The sequence below is a fragment of the Pseudomonas sp. DD1 genome (genome assembly GCF_044510355.1).
Taxonomy (GTDB): Bacteria; Pseudomonadota; Gammaproteobacteria; order Pseudomonadales; family Pseudomonadaceae; genus Aquipseudomonas; species Aquipseudomonas shahriarae.
The window spans coordinates 55,299-71,611 of record NZ_MSAJ01000038.1; the positions used below are offsets into that span (position 1 = coordinate 55,299).

Genomic DNA, 16,313 nt, shown 5'->3' on the forward strand with positions numbered 1-16,313 from the left:
GATATGACTTGCAGGGTTACCACAGCGCGACGCTGTAACTGACCAGCACGCGCACTTCGTCTGCGTCCCGTGCCGAATAGTTGGAGCGGTAAGTGGCGTTACGCAGGCGTACGGCCACATCCTTGAGGGTGCCGCTTTGCACCACGTATTTGATCTCGGTGTTGCGTTCCCACTCTTTGCCGGTGTCGCCGTTCTTGAGTTGGATATTGTCACCGGACAGGTAGCGGCTCATGAAGCTCAGGCCGGGGATCCCCAGCTTGGCGAAGTCGTAGTCGTAGCGAGCCTGCCAGGAGCGTTCTTTGGCGCCGGCAAAGTCGTTGATCTGCACAAAGTTGACCAGGTACGGGTCGCTGCCATCCACATACGGGAACGCGCTATCGCCGGACATGTGCTGGTAGCCGGCGCTCAGTTTATGGCCGTTGAGGGCGTAGCTGAAAAGGCCGTTGAGGGATTTGTTATCAATGCTGCCGCCGCGCGCGCTGCCGGTGTCATCACTGATGGCCAGGCGCAGGTCGGTACCGAAGGTGCCGGGGCCCATCGGAGTGGAGGCGACCACACCGAGGAAGTGCTGGCGGTACACCTCGTCCAATTGGGCGAAGTGATAGCTGCCGGTGACCTTCTCGGCAAACTTGTAGTCCACGCCACCAAAGTTGAAGTGCTTGCCGGTGGCCCCGCTGACGAAGCGGCCGTTCTTGTTGTTGAGGGCGATGTCCTCGTAGTTGCTGTCGTCGCGGTCCTTGGCCTTGTCCAGGCGGCCGCCGGTGAACGTCAGGTGCTTGAACTCCTTGGAGGTCAGCAGGCCGCCGTTGAACGTCTGCGGCAGGATGCGTCCGTCGTTGGCCTTGAGGATTGGCAACTCAGGAATCAGCGAGCCGATTTTCAGCTCGGTAGCCGAGATTTTCACTTTGCCGGTCAGCCCCAGTTTCGAGTACTCGTCAGCAGCGCGCCCATCATCGTGGGTGGGCAGCAGGCCGCTGCCGGTGCGGTCCGGGCTGGAGTCGAGCTTGACCCCGAGCATGCCCAGTGCATCCACGCCAAAACCGACGGTACCGTCGGTGTAGCCCGATTGCAGGTTGAGCATGAAGCCCTGGGCCCATTCGTCGCGTTTGGATTGCTGGGCGCTGGTACCGTCGCGAAAGTCGCGGTTGAAGTACATGTTGCGGGTTTCCAGGGTCGCGCTACTGTCTTCGAAGAAGGCAGCCTGGCTAAGCGGCGAAAAACCGGCAAGGGCAGCGGCACTGGCGAGGGCGGTCTGGGTCAGGCGGGAAAAACGAACAGGCGGGCAAGCCTGGGGCTGTGTCGACAGCATCGTAGAGCACTCCGTTTATTGTTCTTATAGGGCGAAAACGCTTCGAGGCGTTTTTCGGGCGCTATGGGTGAAATAGCTCGGAAGGTGTAACCGTCCGTTTCTGGATGCTAATGGGCGAACCTTTCACTAACCTTTCAACGGTCTTTCAATGTTTTCGGGCTTCACAGCACAGGCGGCGGCTGTAAACTGAGCCGCGAGTCGGTAAACAGAGGGCGGCATCGGCTGCCCCTTAACGAGGTACAAATCCATGCGTGTCCTGCTCGTCGAAGACCATTTGCAGCTCGCCGAAAGTGTCGCCCAGGCGCTCAAGAGCACGGGCTTGACGGTGGATGTGCTGCACGATGGCGTGGCTGCGGACCTGGCCTTGAGCAGCGAGGAATACGCGGCAGTGATTCTCGACGTGGGCCTGCCGCGCATGGATGGTTTCGAGGTATTGGCACGCTTGCGGGCCCGTGGGAAAAATCTTCCGGTGCTGATGCTCACTGCCCGCAGTGATGTAAAGGATCGGGTGCATGGCCTTAACCTGGGCGCCGATGACTACCTGGCCAAGCCCTTTGAGCTGACCGAGCTGGAGGCCAGGGTCAAGGCGCTGTTGCGCCGCAGCGTGCTGGGTGGCGAGCGGCAGCAGACCTGTGGCGTGCTGGTGTATGACGTGGAAACCCGGCGCTTCACCCTCGGCGGTGACCTGCTGACCCTGACCTCTCGCGAGCAGGCGGTGCTCGAGGCGCTGATCGCCCGTCCCGGCCGGGTCATGAGCAAGGAGCAATTGGCGTCCCAGGTGTTTGGCCTGGATGAGGAGGCCAGCCCCGACGCCATCGAAATCTATGTGCACCGCTTGCGCAAGAAACTCGATGGCCAGCCGGTCGCCATCGTCACCTTCCGTGGCCTTGGCTACCTGCTGGAAGCCCGCGATGCGTAAGCACAGCAGCCTGCGTTGGCGCCTGCTGTGGAACCTGGCGCTGCTGTTGGTGGTGCTGATGCTGGCCAGCGGCCTGAGCGCCTACTGGAACGGTCGCGAGGCCGCAGACACTGCCTACGACCGCACCCTGCTGGCCTCGGCGCGGACCATCGCCGCCGGGCTGTCCCAGCGTGACGGCACCCTGAGTGCCGATGTGCCCTACGTGGCGCTGGACACTTTCGCCTATGACAGTGCCGGGCGGATTTACTACCAGGTCAATGATATTCACCAGAAGCTGATTTCCGGTTACGAACACCTGCCAGGCCCGCCGCCCGGGACGCCACGCACCGACGATTACCCGGCCCTGGCGCGGTTCTATAACGCCAAGTACCAGGGGCAGAATGTGCGGGTGGTGAGCCTGCTCAAGGCGGTGTCGGAGCCGAACATGAATGGCATGGCAGAAATCCGCGTCGCAGAAACCGACGAAGCCCGGGTCAGCATGGCCCGCAGCCTGATGGCCGATACCCTGCTGCGCCTGGGCATGCTGGGCGTCGGGGCCCTGCTGCTGGTGTGGTTTACCGTGAGTGCGGCGCTGCGCCCGCTGGAGCGTTTGCGCACGGCGGTAGAGGAGCGCCAGCCGGATGATCTGCGGCCGCTGCCGCTGGTTGAAGTGCAGCACGAACTCGGGCCGCTGGTGCGGGCGTTGAACCACTTCACCGAACGCCTGCGCGGGCAGTTCGAGCGCCAGGCACAGTTTATTGCCGACGCGTCCCACGAATTACGCACCCCGCTGGCCGCGCTCAAAGCCCGCCTGGAGCTGGGGCTGCGTGCCGAGGAGCCGGCGATCTGGCGCAGCACCCTGGAAACGGCGGCGCAAGGCACGGATCGCTTGACCCACCTGGCCAATCAGTTGTTGTCCCTGGCACGCATCGAAAACGGGGCGCGGGCGATTGCCGAGGGCGGCGCGCAATTGCTCGACCTCAGCCAATTGGCCCGTGAGTTGGGTATGGCCATGGCGCCCCTGGCACATGCCCGTGGGGTGGCGCTGGCGTTGGAGGCGGATGAGCCGGTGTGGCTGCGGGGCGAGCCGACCTTGTTGAACGAGCTGCTGAGCAACCTGGTGGATAACGCCCTGGCCCACACGCCGTCAGGTGGCAATGTGATCTTGCGGGTGACGGCGCCGGCAGTGCTGGAAGTGGAGGACGATGGCCCAGGGATTCCGCAGGACGAACGGGACCGGGTGTTCGAGCGATTCTATCGACGTAACCAGCAGGGCGCGGGTTCGGGCCTGGGGTTGGCGATTGTCGGGGAGATCTGCCGCGCACACCTGGCCCAGATCAGCCTGCATGATGGCGAGCTGAAAGGGCTTAAGGTGCGGGTGAGTTTTATCGCTGGGTAGGGCCGTGCTTGCCACACCGACCGGTCAATAGAACATCGAGCGCGCTTCGTCCAGCTCGGTGCGCACCGCTTCGTTGAGCGGGTCGATGCGCAGCTTCCTGAATGCCGGCAAGCTCGACAGCGCAGCGTTGGCCAGCGGGTGATCGGTATTCTTGTGGCAGTACAGCACCGCCACTTGCACCAGGTCGACGTAGTCCAGGCTGGCCGAATCGCGCTCGAGGTCCTGGTAGTGTGCGGGCACATTTACCAGCATTTCCGGGAAGTCCCAGCCCCTCAGCAGCTTGTCCCCCAGCAGCGGGTGGATGCTGTCAATCACATGGTTGAGGCTGACCGGGTCGGAGAGCAGTTCATAGTGATCTTCGGCGTAGGTCAGGATCGGCAGCACACCGATCTGGTGCACCAGCCCGCCGAGTGCCGCCTGGTCCGGCTTGAGCTGGCTGTGGTTGCGGCACAAGGCGTAGCAGACGCCTGCCACTTCCAGGCTGCGGCGCCAGACGTCACGCATCTTCTGTTCGACGACTTCTGAGCGGGCATGGAAGATTTGCTCCATCACCAGACCAATCGACAGGTTGCTGCTGTAGTTGGTGCCCAGGCGCGTGATGGCGGTGTGCAGGTCGGTGACCTCCTGGGTGGCGCGCAACAGTGGGCTGTTGACGACCTTGATCAGCCGCGCCGTCAGGGCGGTATCGCGGCTGATGACTTTGCTCAAATGACTGATGCTGACTTCGGGGTCTTCGGCGGCCTGACGAATTTTCAGGGCCACTTCCGGTAACGTGGGCAGAACCAGGTCATCGTTACCGATGGCCATCACCAACGCCTGTTGGACTTTTTCCGCCAGTTTATTCATTCATGCTCTCTAGGGTGCTGCAAAAGGGTACGGCGATTAGCGCTGGATCTCGCGATCACGGTCCAGTTGGTAAGGCAGGTCAAGTAACTTGAGGCCTGGGCCTTCCAGCGTGCCTAAATGCACGTTGCCACTGTCGGCTGCTTCGGCTTGCAGCACCGCCAGAAGTTCAATCCCTTCGTCGGCCCGGGCGGCGATGACTACCTCACCGATGGCGCTGTTATGGCTGGGGGCAAACAGTGGCGTGCCGGGCTCGGGCAGCGCATGGCTGTCGAGACTCAGGCGATACAGGCGGCGCTTGAGTTTGCCCAGGTATTGCATGCGGGCGACGATTTCCTGGCCGGTGTAGCAGCCTTTCTTGAAGCTTACGCCGCCGACCGCTTGCAGGTTGAGCATCTGCGGGATGAACAGCTCGCGGGTCTGGGCCATGACCTGGCCGATACCGGCACGAACCTGCCCCAGCAGCCAGGCATTGAGATCGCCTTCGGCAAGTGTGGCGGCCAGTTGGCTGCGCAGGGACTCGGCTTGCGCGGCGGGCGCCCAGAGTTCGGCGCGGCCCGGGGAGACGCGAATGGCCAGCAGTTCTTCATGGCGCGCCACACTGTCGGTCTCGGCCGGCAAATCCAGGCCCAGGCTGGCGAGGGCCTGATCGGCATTCACCAGACCGAAGCGGGCCCAGGTAGCACTTTCGTCCGTCAGCTTGGACTTGGAAAACACAGCGTATTTCTTCAGGTCCGCCAGTTGCGGTTCCAGCAGTTCGCTGGCCATGGCCAGCAGTACACCGTCACCTTGCAGCACGATCCGGAAGCTCGACTGCATGCGCCCCTTTTGGGTGCAGCGCGCGCCGAGGCTAGCGTGGGTGTCGTCGAGGTAATTGAGGTTGCAGGTCAGTTGCCCCTGGAGGAACTTGGCCGCGTCAGCGCCGCGAACGGCCAGGACACCTTCGTGGGACAGGGAGCAGAAGAAAGCAGAGTCAGCCATGGGTCATCGCAGTTGGAAAGTCATGAGTGCATCATAGAGGGGCGCCCGGCAAATGGGTAGTTTCATAAGCCCGACCAAAGCCGACTGTTCCGAGGGGCGTGGGCCTGTATACTTGCGCCCTATTTGAGGAGCGCTCCATGGTCGAAGATGTAGAAATCAATCGCCTGTACTGGCACAGCCGTCGCGGCATGCTGGAGTTGGATGTGTTGTTGGTACCGTTCACCAAAGAGGTGTACGCGACCCTCGATAAGGTAGACCGCGACCTCTACGTCAGGTTGCTGACCTGCGAAGACCAGGACATGTTCGGCTGGTTCATGGAGCGTGCCGAATCAGAAGATCCGGAGCTGCAGCGCATGGTCCGGATGATCCTGGATCGTGTCCAGCCCAAGTAATAGCTTCGAATGCCGCTGGCAGGCCTGCGGGCTGTTGCTGGCGGCGTATCTCCTCGCACAGGTGCTTGCACTGGGTGCGCTGTGTCTGCTGGCTATACCTTTTTCGATCGCGGCACTGGGTGTGCTCGCGTGCCTGGGCCACGCCCTGTGGACGCTGCCACGCCATATTCGCTTGACCCACCGTTCGTCGGTTCGTGGCCTGCGGCGCAATGCTGACGGCTGGCAACTGTGGAGCGTAGCGCGGGGTTGGCATGCGGTGCAGTTGCGTCCCGACAGCCTGGCGTTGCCGCTGATCGTGGTGCTGCGCTACCGACTGCCGGGAGACTGGCGAGTACGCTCGGTGTGCGTACCGCGCGGTTCGCAGGCCGCCGATGTGCATCGGCGCCTGCGCGTGCGCTTGAAGTTCAGTCGCCGTAGGTGGTTGGCACCAGGATAGTGTCGAGGGCCTCTGGCAGCATCTCGGGATAATCCAGCGTGTAGTGCAGCCCCCGGCTTTCCTTGCGCGCCATGGCCGAGCGGATCATCAGTTCGGCGACCTGGGCCAGGTTGCGCAACTCGATCAGGTCGCGGCTGACCTTGTAGTTGCTGTAGAACTCGTCGATTTCATCCAGCAACAACCGCACCCTATGCTGCGCCCGCGCCAAGCGCTTGTTGGTGCGCACGATACCCACGTAGTCCCACATAAAGCGCCGCAGCTCGTCCCAGTTGTGGGCGATGATCACGTCTTCGTCTGAGTCGGTGACCTGGCTCGCATCCCAGCGGGGCAGGGCGGCCGGTACCGGGATGCGTGGCAGTTGTTCGAGGATATCGGCGGCGGCGGAACGGGCGTAGACGAAGCATTCGAGCAACGAGTTGCTGGCCATGCGGTTGGCGCCGTGCAGGCCGGTGAAACTGGTCTCGCCAATCGCGTACAGGCCGGGGACATCGGTGCGGCCTTGCTGGTCGACCATCACGCCGCCGCAGGTGTAGTGCGCCGCCGGCACCACCGGGATCGGCCCTTGGGTGATATCAATATTGAAGGTCAGGCAGCGCTCGTAGACCGTCGGGAAATGGGTCTTGATGAAGTCGGCGGGCTTGTGGCTGATGTCCAGGTAGACGCAGTCGATGCCCAGGCGCTTCATCTCGTGGTCGATGGCGCGAGCCACGATGTCCCGTGGCGCCAGTTCGGCCCGTGGGTCAAAGCGCTGCATGAAGCGTTCGCCATTGGGCAGTTTGAGGTGCGCACCTTCCCCCCTGAGGGCTTCGGTGATGAGGAAACTCTTGGCCTGGGGGTGATACAGGCAGGTGGGGTGGAACTGGTTGAATTCCAGGTTCGCCACCCGGCAGCCCGAGCGCCAGGCCATGGCGATGCCATCCCCGCAGGCGCCATCGGGGTTGCTGGTGTAGAGGTAGACTTTGGCGGCGCCCCCTGAGGCCAGGATGGTGAAGCGCGCGCCGTAGGTATCCACTTCGCCGCTGGCGCGGTTGAGCACGTAGGCGCCGAGGCAGCGTTCACCCGCCAGGCCCAGGCGTTTCTCGGTGATCAGGTCGACGGCGACTCGTTGCTCGAGCAGTTCGATATTCGGCCGCTGCCGGGCCTGGGCGAGCAGGGTCTTGAAGATCGCGGCGCCGGTGGCGTCGGCGGCATGGATGATGCGCCGGTGGCTGTGGCCGCCTTCACGGGTCAGGTGAAACTCGAAACCGCCGTCGTCACTGCCGGCATGTTCATCGCGGGTAAAGGGTACGCCCTGGTCGATCAGCCACTGAATGGCTTCGCGACTGTGCTCGACGGTGAAGCGCACCGCGTCTTCATTGCACAGGCCGCCGCCGGCGTTGAGGGTGTCTTCAACGTGGGATTGCACCGTGTCGGTGTCATCCAGCACGGCGGCAACCCCGCCCTGGGCCCAGAACGTCGAACCGTTAGCCAGGTCGCCCTTGCTCAGGACGGCTATGCGCAGATGGCTCGGCAGAGTCAGAGCAAGGCTCAGGCCTGCGGCGCCGCTACCAATCACCAGGACATCGTGTTGAAACTGTTGGCTCATTTATGGGATTCCGCAAAAAGCGATCCGAAGGGGTGGCGCAAACAGGACGCCTGGATCGGCGAATCAAAGGGTCACACGGCCCACTAGTATATAGAGGGGGGGATCGGCACAATAGCCGGGCATTCGTGGCATTGTGAGACTACGGTGAACGAACTGCACGGTTTGATGAGGCGGTCCGGCGTCGAGGTGGGAACTTTTGTATCCACGCCGACTCCATAACAGGATGCCCGAAAGCTGGGAAAACGTTGGTTTTACTGATTGGCCTGGAGCATGGGAGCGTCAGAAAACCGGCGACAAGATTATTCACGCAGCCGGCTATGCCCGCGCTGCGTTTTTCGTGTGTGCCAAAACAGAGCCCACCGGAAACTTGCTTGAAGGGGGAGAACTTTTGCGAAAAGTCCTAGTCTATGTTTGCAAGCCTGATCGTTTAGTTATGCAAGCCTCCTTCAAGTACAACGAGGAGTGTTCATGCTAACCCAGGAAGAGGATCAGCAGCTGGTCGAGCGCGTTCAGCGCGGTGACAAGCGTGCATTTGATCTGCTAGTGCTGAAATACCAGCACAAAATTCTCGGGTTGATCGTGCGGTTTGTGCACGACACCCATGAAGCGCAGGACGTTGCACAGGAAGCCTTTATCAAGGCCTACCGTGCACTCGGTAATTTTCGCGGTGACAGTGCGTTCTACACGTGGCTGTACCGCATCGCCATCAACACGGCGAAGAACTATCTGGTGTCTCGCGGACGCCGCCCACCCGATAGTGATGTGAGTTCGGAAGATGCAGAATTTTACGATGGTGATCACGGCCTCAAGGATCTCGAGTCGCCGGAGCGTGCATTGCTGCGCGACGAGATCGAAGGCACTGTCCATCGCACTATTCAGCAACTGCCAGAAGATTTGCGTACGGCATTAACTTTACGTGAATTCGATGGTCTGAGTTACGAGGACATTGCGAGCGTCATGCAATGTCCGGTGGGGACCGTACGCTCCCGGATTTTCCGGGCTCGGGAAGCCATTGATAAAGCCTTGCAACCGTTGTTGCAGGAAAACTAAAGACAGCGGCGACAGCCAAGAGAGGAACCGCCATGAGTCGTGATGCCCTGCAGGAATCGCTGTCCGCAGTGATGGATAACGAAGCGGATGAACTGGAACTTCGTCGAGTGCTCAATGCATTTGATGATGCCGAAACCCGTGATACCTGGTCTCGTTACCAAGTCGCTCGGGCGGTGATGCACAAAGATCTGTTAATCCCTCGTCTGGATATTGCTGCGGCCGTTTCTGCTGCGCTGGCTGATGAAGCCGTTCCGGCAAAAGCTACTCGTGGTCCTTGGCGTAGCCTGGGTCGCCTGGCAGTCGCTGCCTCGGTGACGGTGGCCGTACTGGCTGGTGTGCGCCTGTACAACCAGGACGAGATCGCCGGTGCCGAACTGGCCCAGCAAACCCAGCAGCCGGTCATGGCCGGTCCGCAGGTCAAGGGTCCAGCTGTTCTGGCTGGCTACAAGGAAAGCTCCGACGCAACGGGTCCGATGGCCAATGGCGTGCTTCAAGGGCAATCCGGCTGGCAGGATCAGCGTCTGCCAGGCTATCTGCGCCAGCACGCTCAGGAATCGGCTGTAAAAGGCACTGAAAGCGCGCTGCCATACGCTCGCGCTGCAAGCCTGGAAAACCGCTAAACCGTTAAGGAGCCTTATGCGTGCCATACCGCTCCTTGCGCTTTTGCTCAGTGGCTGGTTTACAGTTCCCGCCCATGCCGATGAAGCCCAAGACTGGCTGAAGCGTCTTGGGCGGGCAGAGCAGCAGCAAAGCTACCAAGGTACATTTATCTACGAGCGTAACGGTAGTTTCTCTACCCATGACATCTGGCATCTAGTCCAGAATGGTCAGGTCCGCGAACGGATATTGCAGCTCGATGGATCAGCTCAGGAAGTCGTACGTGTCGATGGGCACACTCAATGTGTCAGCGGCAGCCTGGTAGCGGGTCTTGGTAACTCCCCGGGCGGTTCCGCCCATGTGCTTGATCCGCAAAAACTCAATTCTTTTTATACGCTTGCCACCATTGGCGAATCCCGTGTGGCTGGTCGTAAAGCGGTGATCGTCTCGTTGACGCCGCGCGACCAGCACCGCTACGGCTTTGAGATGCATCTGGATCGTGAAACCGCGCTGCCGCTCAAATCATTGTTGATCAATGACAAGGGGCAGTTGCTGGAGCGTTTCCAGTTCACTCAATTGAGTACCAAAGCCCCGGATGAAAGCGCTTTGCAACCCGGCAGGGACTGCAAGCCATTGTCGGTCGCCAGCAGCAAGGCCGAGGACGTGGTCGCCCCCCAGGCTTGGCATCCGAGCTGGCTGCCGCCTGGCTTCCAGTTGGCCCGTAGCGCTTCGCGTAAGGACTCCCGGACCCATGTGGTGGTAAACAGCTTGATGTACGAGGATGGGTTGGCGCGCTTTTCGGTGTTCCTGGAGCCCGTCAGTGGCGAGGCTGCGACGGAGAGCCGGGTGCAACTGGGGCCAACGGTTGCCGTATCGCGCCGCATGAATACCCCTCAAGGCGAGATCATGGTGACGGTGGTCGGGGAGATCCCCCTCGGCACCGCCGAACGGATCGCGCTGTCGGTGCGCAGTGGCACGGCGCCCGAAAAACCGTGAGCTGTTAATCCTATGCTCATCCAGATTGTTCACAGTAATGCGGGAAGTGCCTGCCCTGCTGCACAGAACATGAAATGTCTGGAGAGTATTTTCACTTGCAAAATTTCCTTATGTTTTTTATAGGTCAGAACTTCTCGGTTCTGGCCTTGTGTTGTTCACGCAATGTTGACGTCGGTAGTAGTAGTCTCCGGCGTTTAAAGAACCTTGTCGCCCAACCCTGCTCGTCGTAACGGGAGCTGTATGTCGATACCACGTTTGAAGTCTTACCTTTCCATAGTCGCCACGGTGCTGGTGCTGGGTCAGGCCGTTACCGCGCAAGCGGCGGAACTGCCTGACTTCACCCAGCTGGTAGAGCAAGCCTCGCCTGCCGTGGTGAACATCAGTACCACGCAGAAGCTGCCGGAGCGTAAAGTCTCGAACCAGCAGATGCCTGACCTTGAAGGCCTGCCGCCGATGCTGCGGGAGTTCTTCGAGCGCGGTATGCCTCAGCCGCGTTCACCCCGTGGCGGCGGTGGCGGTCAGCGTGAAGCCCAGTCCCTGGGGTCGGGTTTTATCATTTCGCCTGATGGCTACATCCTCACCAATAACCATGTGATCGCCGACGCCGACGAAATCCTCGTGCGCCTGGCAGATCGCAGTGAACTCAAGGCCAAGCTGGTCGGCACCGATCCACGCTCCGACGTGGCCTTGCTGAAGATCGAAGGCAAGGACCTGCCCGTGCTGAAACTGGGTAAGTCCCAGGATCTGAAAGCCGGGCAATGGGTGGTGGCCATCGGTTCGCCGTTTGGCTTTGACCACACCGTGACCCAGGGCATCGTCAGTGCCATTGGTCGTAGCCTGCCGAACGAGAACTACGTGCCGTTCATCCAGACCGACGTGCCGATCAACCCGGGTAACTCCGGTGGCCCGCTGTTCAACCTGGCGGGCGAAGTGGTGGGGATCAACTCGCAGATCTACACCCGTTCCGGCGGTTTCATGGGCGTCTCCTTCGCCATCCCGATTGATGTGGCCATGGATGTTTCCAACCAGCTCAAAGCCGGTGGCAAGGTCAGCCGTGGCTGGTTGGGCGTAGTGATCCAGGAAGTGAACAAAGACCTGGCCGAGTCCTTTGGCCTGGACAAGCCTGCTGGCGCCCTGGTCGCGCAGATTCAGGACGACGGCCCGGCGGCCAAAGGCGGCTTGCAGGTTGGCGATGTGATCCTGACCATGAACGGCCAGCCGATTGTCATGTCGGCCGACCTGCCGCACCTGGTCGGCGCACTCAAGGCGGGCAGCAAGGCCAAGCTGGAAGTGATCCGCGAAGGCAAGCGCCAGAACGTCGAGCTGACCGTGGGCGCGATCCCTGAAGAAGGTCAGGAGCTTGGCGCGCTGGGCGGTAAATCAGGTGCCGAGCGCAGCAGCAATCGCCTGGGCATCGCCGTGGTCGAGTTGACTGACGAGCAGAAGAAGAGCTTCGACCTCAAGAGTGGCGTGGTGATCAAGGAGGTCCAGGACGGCCCGGCCGCCCTGATCGGCCTGCAACCGGGTGATGTGATCACCCACTTGAACAACCAGGCGATCAACTCCACCAAGGAATTCACCGACATCGCCAAGGCGCTGCCGAAGAATCGCTCGGTGTCGATGCGCGTCCTGCGTCAAGGGCGTGCCAGCTTCATCACCTTCAAGCTGGCCGAGTAAGCCGCTAGCCGTAGGTCAATAAAAAGCCCCGCTCTCGATAGTCGAGAGCGGGGCTTTTTTGTGGGCGCTGGATTTAGCTCATCATGCCTTTGACGATGCGTTCCTGTTCGATCAACTCACGCTGGCGCGCATCAATGCGTGACGACAGCGGGAAGTTGCTGCCGGCCCGGCGCTTGGCAAAGTCCAGTTGCTGGATGGCCTGCTGGAAGTCGCCGACCAGCGCGAAGTACTCGGCGCGGGCTTGATGCAGGCCAATGATATTGCCGGACAGGCCGCGGGTCTCGGCCACCTGGTACCACACGTCCGGATCGTCGGAGCGCGACTTGAGCAGGCCTTCCAGGGCTTTTTCCGCGTCGGCGGTGCGGTTCTGCTTGAGCAGCAGGTCCACGCGCACCTGGTTCAGCGGGTAGTTGCTGGGGTACTGGGCCAGCATGCGGTCGGTGCGTTGCTGCGCATCGGGCATGCGATTGTTGGTGATATCCAGCTCAATCTGCGCCAGGTTGTAGGTGATGTCGTTGGGCGCCTTGGCCAGCAACGGCTTGAGGGTCTCGCGCGCCTCGTTGAGCTGGGTGCCCTTGATCTGGGCGATGGCCAATCCATAACGTGCTACATCGCTTTTCGGGTTCTCATCCAGTTGCGCACGGAAGCGTTTGGCGGCCAGCCCGGGCGTGTCTTCGTAATACAGCTGAACTCGGGCGCGAATCAGTTGATAGCGCAGGCTGTCTTCGGTGCCGCCGGTCTTGGCCTGTTCGGCGCGGTTGCGCGTATCGGCGATCCGCGATTCGGTGACCGGGTGCGTCAGCAGGAATTCCGGAGGTTTGGCATCGAAGCGGTACTGGCGCATCAAGCGTTCGAACATGGTCGGCATCGAGCGCGGGTCGTAACCGGCCTTGACCATGTTGAGGATGCCGATGCGGTCGGCCTCTTGTTCATTCTGCCGCGAGAAGCGCCGCTGCTCCTGAATCGCTGCAGCCTGGCTGCCGGCAATCGCGGCAATCCCGGCGTCACCGGCACCGGCGGCGGCCGCGATAATCCCGCCGAGCAGCGCGGCCATCATCGGGATCTGCATCCGTTGTTGGGCTTCCACGCCACGGGCGAAGTGGCGCTGGGACAAGTGCGCCAATTCGTGGGCCATCACTGAGGCGTATTCGCCTTCGGTCTGGGCATTGAGAAACAGGCCGCCGTTGACCCCGACAATCCCACCTGGCGCGGCAAACGCGTTGAGTTGCGGGCTGTTGATCAGGATGAACTCCAGGCGCCGGTCATTGACCTGGCTGGTCTCTACCAGCTTGTAGACGCTGGTCTCGACGTAATCCTTGAGCTGCGGGTCATTGAGGACCGAGACCTGGCCGCGCAGGAACGCCAGCCATGCCCGGCCCAGTTGGTGTTCCTGTTGTGGCGAGACAATGGCAGAACTGGCGTCGCCAAGTGACGGCAGGTCGTCGGCGAAGCCTGGAGAGGCAAGCAGGCAAGCCAGCGTCAGCAGGGTAGGGCGCAAAAAAGTCATGCACAAAGCCTTTCGACAAAGACCTTACTGTAGCCGGACACTGAGCCTGGGACCAGATATTCTAAGCATCCCCTGATGCCATCCGGAGCAAAACCATGACCGCTGCTGTAAACCACGACGCTGAGCTCGATGCCAGTGGCCTCAACTGCCCGTTGCCACTGCTCAAGGCCAAGATGGAGCTCAATCGGCTGGCCAGTGGTGCGGTGCTCAAGGTGATTGCCACGGATGCCGGGTCGCAGCGGGACTTCCGCACGTTTGCCAAGCTGGCGGGGCATGTGCTGGTGCACGAAGAGGCCGACAATGGCGTCTATCGCTACTGGTTGCGCAAGGCCTGAGCCTGCGGGGAGGGGGGGCGGATTCGGCGCCCACACTGGCCGGGCTGTCTTGCCTGGCACCGATCCAATGTGGGAGCTGGCTTGCCTGCGATAGCTATCTAACTGCCACTCGCCCCATCAAGCCTTGTGCAGTGCCTGTGCCGCGGCCAATACCGCCTCCACATGCCCCGGCACTTTCACGCCGCGCCATTCCTGGCGCAGCACGCCTTCCTTGTCGATCAGGAAGGTGCTGCGATCAACGCCCAGGTATTCCTTGCCGTATAGCTTCTTCAGCTTGATCACATCAAACAGCTGGCAAACCGCCTCATCCTTGTCGCTGATCAGCTCGAAGGGGAAGGCTTGCTTGGCCTTGAAGTTTTCATGGGACTTCAGGCTGTCCCGGGACACCCCAAACACCTCGGTGTTGGCAGCCTGGAAGGCAGCATGCTGGTCGCGGAACCCCTGGCCTTCAGTAGTGCAGCCCGGGGTGCTGTCCTTCGGGTAGAAATACAGGACCACTTGCTTGCCCTTGAGCCCGGCGAGGCTGAACGTCTGCCCGCTGGTCGCCTGGGCTTCGAAATCGGCCACTGGTGTGTCGATGACTACCGCCATGAAAAACCTCCTTACATTGGATTCTGTGGGCGCCACGGTTCGATCAGTGCATCCAGGTTCAGCGCATCGGCGAAATCCAGGAACTGGTCGCGCAGCCAACTGATCTGCACGCCTGCCGGCAAGGTCACGGTAAAGGTGGCGTTGAGCATGGTGCCGCCGGTCTGGGGGGCCTGATAGGTGTCGAAGGTCAGGTTTTCCAGTTCGACGTTATGGTCGATAAAGAACTGGCACAGCTCATTGACGATGTCCGAACGGTAGGCCGAACTGACGTAGGCCACATACGGCAGCGCCTGGGGACGGTTCTCCAAGGCTGCACTGCGTACTACATTGACGGTGAAGTCGTGCTTCTTGGCCAGGGTCGGCAAGCCGGCTTCCAGGCGCGCCAGGGCGTCCCAGCTCCCGGAAATCTGCAGGACCAGCGCGCTGCACTCGCCATGGCGAGTCAGGCGTGAAGTCACAACGGCGCAGCGATTTTCATGGCTGGCGCGGCACAGGACGTTAGTCAGCTCCATGGGGTTGGCGCCAAGGGCACTGATAACAAGGAATTGTTCGCGGACTGTGGGGGTGGACATGCAGCATTCCTAAAGCGATGAGCGGTCGATACGAACGTGCGGTACCGATCAAAGGATCAAGGGTAGCGAAAAGCGCCGCCAAGGGCTAGGACGTGGCGTTTTCATTGCATATTCAGCGGCATCTGGCCGTGCTTTGGCCCAATGATGGCGTTGCTGGCAACTAAGTTGATCCAGAACGCGTCCTCAGAGGGTACTTCGCTTGTGCAAGCATCTTGGCGCCAGTACCATTACGGCTCTCTTTTTCCGGCAGGAGCGGTTGCATGATTGCGGGCAGTATGGTGGCACTGGTCACACCCATGGATGCACAAGGTAATCTCGACTGGGACAGCCTGGGCAAACTGGTGGACTTTCACCTGCAAGAAGGCACCAACGCCATTGTGGCCGTCGGCACCACAGGTGAATCGGCCACGCTTGATGTGGAAGAACACATCAAGGTGATCGAGTTTGTGGTCAAGCGCGTGGCAGGGCGTATTACGGTGATAGCCGGTACGGGCGCCAACTCGACGCGCGAAGCGATCGAACTGACCAAGAACGCCAAGAAAGCCGGTGCGGATGCCTGCCTGCTGGTGACGCCGTACTACAACAAGCCGACCCAGGAAGGCTTGTACCAGCACTTCAAGACCATCGCCGAAGCCGTCGACATCCCGCAGATCCTGTACAACGTGCCAGGTCGCACAGCGTGCGACATGCAGGCCGCGACCGTGATCCGCCTGTCCACCGTGCCGAACATCATCGGTATCAAGGAAGCCACCGGCGACCTGCAACGCGCCAAGGACATCCTGGCCGGTGTGAGCAGCGACTTCCTGCTGTACTCCGGTGACGACGCCACGGCTGTTGAACTGATGCTGCTGGGTGGCAAGGGCAACATCTCGGTGACCGCCAATGTGGCCCCGCGTGCCATGAGCGAACTGTGTGCCGCTGCAATCGCCGGTGATGCCGTCAAGGCCCGGGCGATTCATGAGCAACTGATGCCGCTCAACAAAACCCTGTTTATCGAATCCAATCCAATCCCCGTGAAATGGGCGCTGCATGAGATGGGCCTGATGCCGGACGGTATCCGTCTGCCGCTCACCCCCCTCAGCCCCGCCTGTCACGAACCGCTGCGACAGGCCCTGCGCCAGTCCGGCGTCCTGGTTTAATTGAGG

General features: G+C 61.1%; 17 protein-coding genes. 10 read left to right on the forward strand and 7 right to left on the reverse strand.

The window, feature by feature from the left end:
* Positions 1-16: 16 nt before the first annotated feature.
* Positions 17-1,309: an OprD family porin gene (locus PSFL_RS24670; protein WP_397470602.1), complete on the reverse strand. Its 1,293-nt coding sequence runs from the start codon at positions 1,307-1,309 to the stop codon at positions 17-19.
* 247 nt (positions 1,310-1,556) lie between these two features.
* On the opposite strand from PSFL_RS24670, the gene PSFL_RS24675 reads away from it, so the two are divergent.
* Together PSFL_RS24675 and PSFL_RS24680 are read left to right on the forward strand one after the other, a co-directional pair.
* Positions 1,557-2,228: a response regulator gene (locus PSFL_RS24675; protein ID WP_057958781.1), complete on the forward strand. Its 672-nt coding sequence runs from the start codon at positions 1,557-1,559 to the stop codon at positions 2,226-2,228.
* Complete coding sequence (locus tag PSFL_RS24680; RefSeq protein ID WP_057439741.1) at positions 2,221-3,606, forward strand: sensor histidine kinase; 1,386 nt, start codon at positions 2,221-2,223, stop codon at positions 3,604-3,606. Before PSFL_RS24675 ends, PSFL_RS24680 begins: the two co-directional genes overlap by 8 nt.
* Before the next feature lie 24 nt (positions 3,607-3,630).
* Here PSFL_RS24680 and PSFL_RS24685 read toward each other — a convergent pair whose 3' ends face one another.
* A complete protein-coding gene (locus tag PSFL_RS24685) occupies positions 3,631-4,452 on the reverse strand; it encodes an HDOD domain-containing protein (protein ID WP_115127585.1) in 822 nt (273 codons plus the stop codon).
* A 36-nt stretch (positions 4,453-4,488) separates the two neighbouring features.
* Positions 4,489-5,430, reverse strand: a complete 942-nt coding sequence (locus tag PSFL_RS24690; protein WP_057958783.1) for a folate-binding protein YgfZ — start codon at positions 5,428-5,430, stop codon at positions 4,489-4,491.
* A gap of 137 nt (positions 5,431-5,567) precedes the next feature.
* On the opposite strand from PSFL_RS24690, the gene PSFL_RS24695 reads away from it, so the two are divergent.
* Both PSFL_RS24695 and PSFL_RS24700 read left to right on the forward strand, forming a co-directional pair.
* The gene (locus PSFL_RS24695) at positions 5,568-5,822 is read left to right on the forward strand and encodes a succinate dehydrogenase assembly factor 2 (protein ID WP_017736358.1); all 255 of its coding nucleotides are present in this window, start codon (positions 5,568-5,570) and stop codon (positions 5,820-5,822) included.
* Positions 5,806-6,258, forward strand: a complete 453-nt coding sequence (locus tag PSFL_RS24700; protein ID WP_057958784.1) for a hypothetical protein — start codon at positions 5,806-5,808, stop codon at positions 6,256-6,258. The genes PSFL_RS24695 and PSFL_RS24700 overlap by 17 nt, the downstream gene beginning before the upstream one ends.
* Here the strand turns inward: PSFL_RS24700 and nadB are convergent.
* Positions 6,227-7,843 (reverse strand): L-aspartate oxidase, encoded by a 1,617-nt coding sequence (gene nadB, locus PSFL_RS24705; RefSeq protein ID WP_057958785.1) that lies wholly within the window; start codon positions 7,841-7,843, stop codon positions 6,227-6,229. The two genes, PSFL_RS24700 and nadB, sit on opposite strands and share 32 nt — an antisense overlap.
* Before the next feature lie 468 nt (positions 7,844-8,311).
* On the opposite strand from nadB, the gene rpoE reads away from it, so the two are divergent.
* From rpoE to PSFL_RS24725, 4 genes are all read left to right on the forward strand, one after another.
* Entirely contained in the window at positions 8,312-8,893 is a 582-nt protein-coding gene (gene rpoE, locus PSFL_RS24710) for an RNA polymerase sigma factor RpoE (RefSeq protein ID WP_003172477.1), read from the forward strand.
* 32 nt (positions 8,894-8,925) lie between these two features.
* Positions 8,926-9,513, forward strand: coding sequence for a sigma-E factor negative regulatory protein (locus PSFL_RS24715; protein WP_397470603.1), 588 nt, complete (start codon positions 8,926-8,928; stop codon positions 9,511-9,513).
* Positions 9,514-9,529: 16 nt separating this feature from the next.
* The gene (locus PSFL_RS24720; RefSeq protein WP_057444333.1) at positions 9,530-10,486 is read left to right on the forward strand and encodes a MucB/RseB C-terminal domain-containing protein; all 957 of its coding nucleotides are present in this window, start codon (positions 9,530-9,532) and stop codon (positions 10,484-10,486) included.
* A 240-nt stretch (positions 10,487-10,726) separates the two neighbouring features.
* Entirely contained in the window at positions 10,727-12,163 is a 1,437-nt protein-coding gene (locus PSFL_RS24725; protein WP_057958788.1) for a DegQ family serine endoprotease, read from the forward strand.
* A 73-nt stretch (positions 12,164-12,236) separates the two neighbouring features.
* Here PSFL_RS24725 and PSFL_RS24730 read toward each other — a convergent pair whose 3' ends face one another.
* A complete protein-coding gene (locus tag PSFL_RS24730; protein ID WP_029299078.1) occupies positions 12,237-13,670 on the reverse strand; it encodes a M48 family metalloprotease in 1,434 nt (477 codons plus the stop codon).
* 95 nt (positions 13,671-13,765) lie between these two features.
* On the opposite strand from PSFL_RS24730, the gene PSFL_RS24735 reads away from it, so the two are divergent.
* A complete protein-coding gene (locus tag PSFL_RS24735) occupies positions 13,766-14,005 on the forward strand; it encodes a sulfurtransferase TusA family protein (RefSeq protein ID WP_057958789.1) in 240 nt (79 codons plus the stop codon).
* Positions 14,006-14,122: 117 nt separating this feature from the next.
* Here the strand turns inward: PSFL_RS24735 and PSFL_RS24740 are convergent, their stop codons facing one another.
* Both PSFL_RS24740 and PSFL_RS24745 read right to left on the reverse strand, forming a co-directional pair.
* On the reverse strand, positions 14,123-14,596 hold the full coding sequence (locus PSFL_RS24740) for a peroxiredoxin (RefSeq protein WP_057958790.1): 474 nt from the start codon (positions 14,594-14,596) through the stop codon (positions 14,123-14,125).
* A gap of 11 nt (positions 14,597-14,607) precedes the next feature.
* Entirely contained in the window at positions 14,608-15,168 is a 561-nt protein-coding gene (locus tag PSFL_RS24745; RefSeq protein ID WP_029299075.1) for a glycine cleavage system protein R, read from the reverse strand.
* 260 nt (positions 15,169-15,428) lie between these two features.
* On the opposite strand from PSFL_RS24745, the gene dapA reads away from it, so the two are divergent.
* Complete coding sequence (gene dapA / locus PSFL_RS24750; protein WP_057444335.1) at positions 15,429-16,307, forward strand: 4-hydroxy-tetrahydrodipicolinate synthase; 879 nt, start codon at positions 15,429-15,431, stop codon at positions 16,305-16,307.
* Positions 16,308-16,313 lie beyond the last annotated feature (6 nt).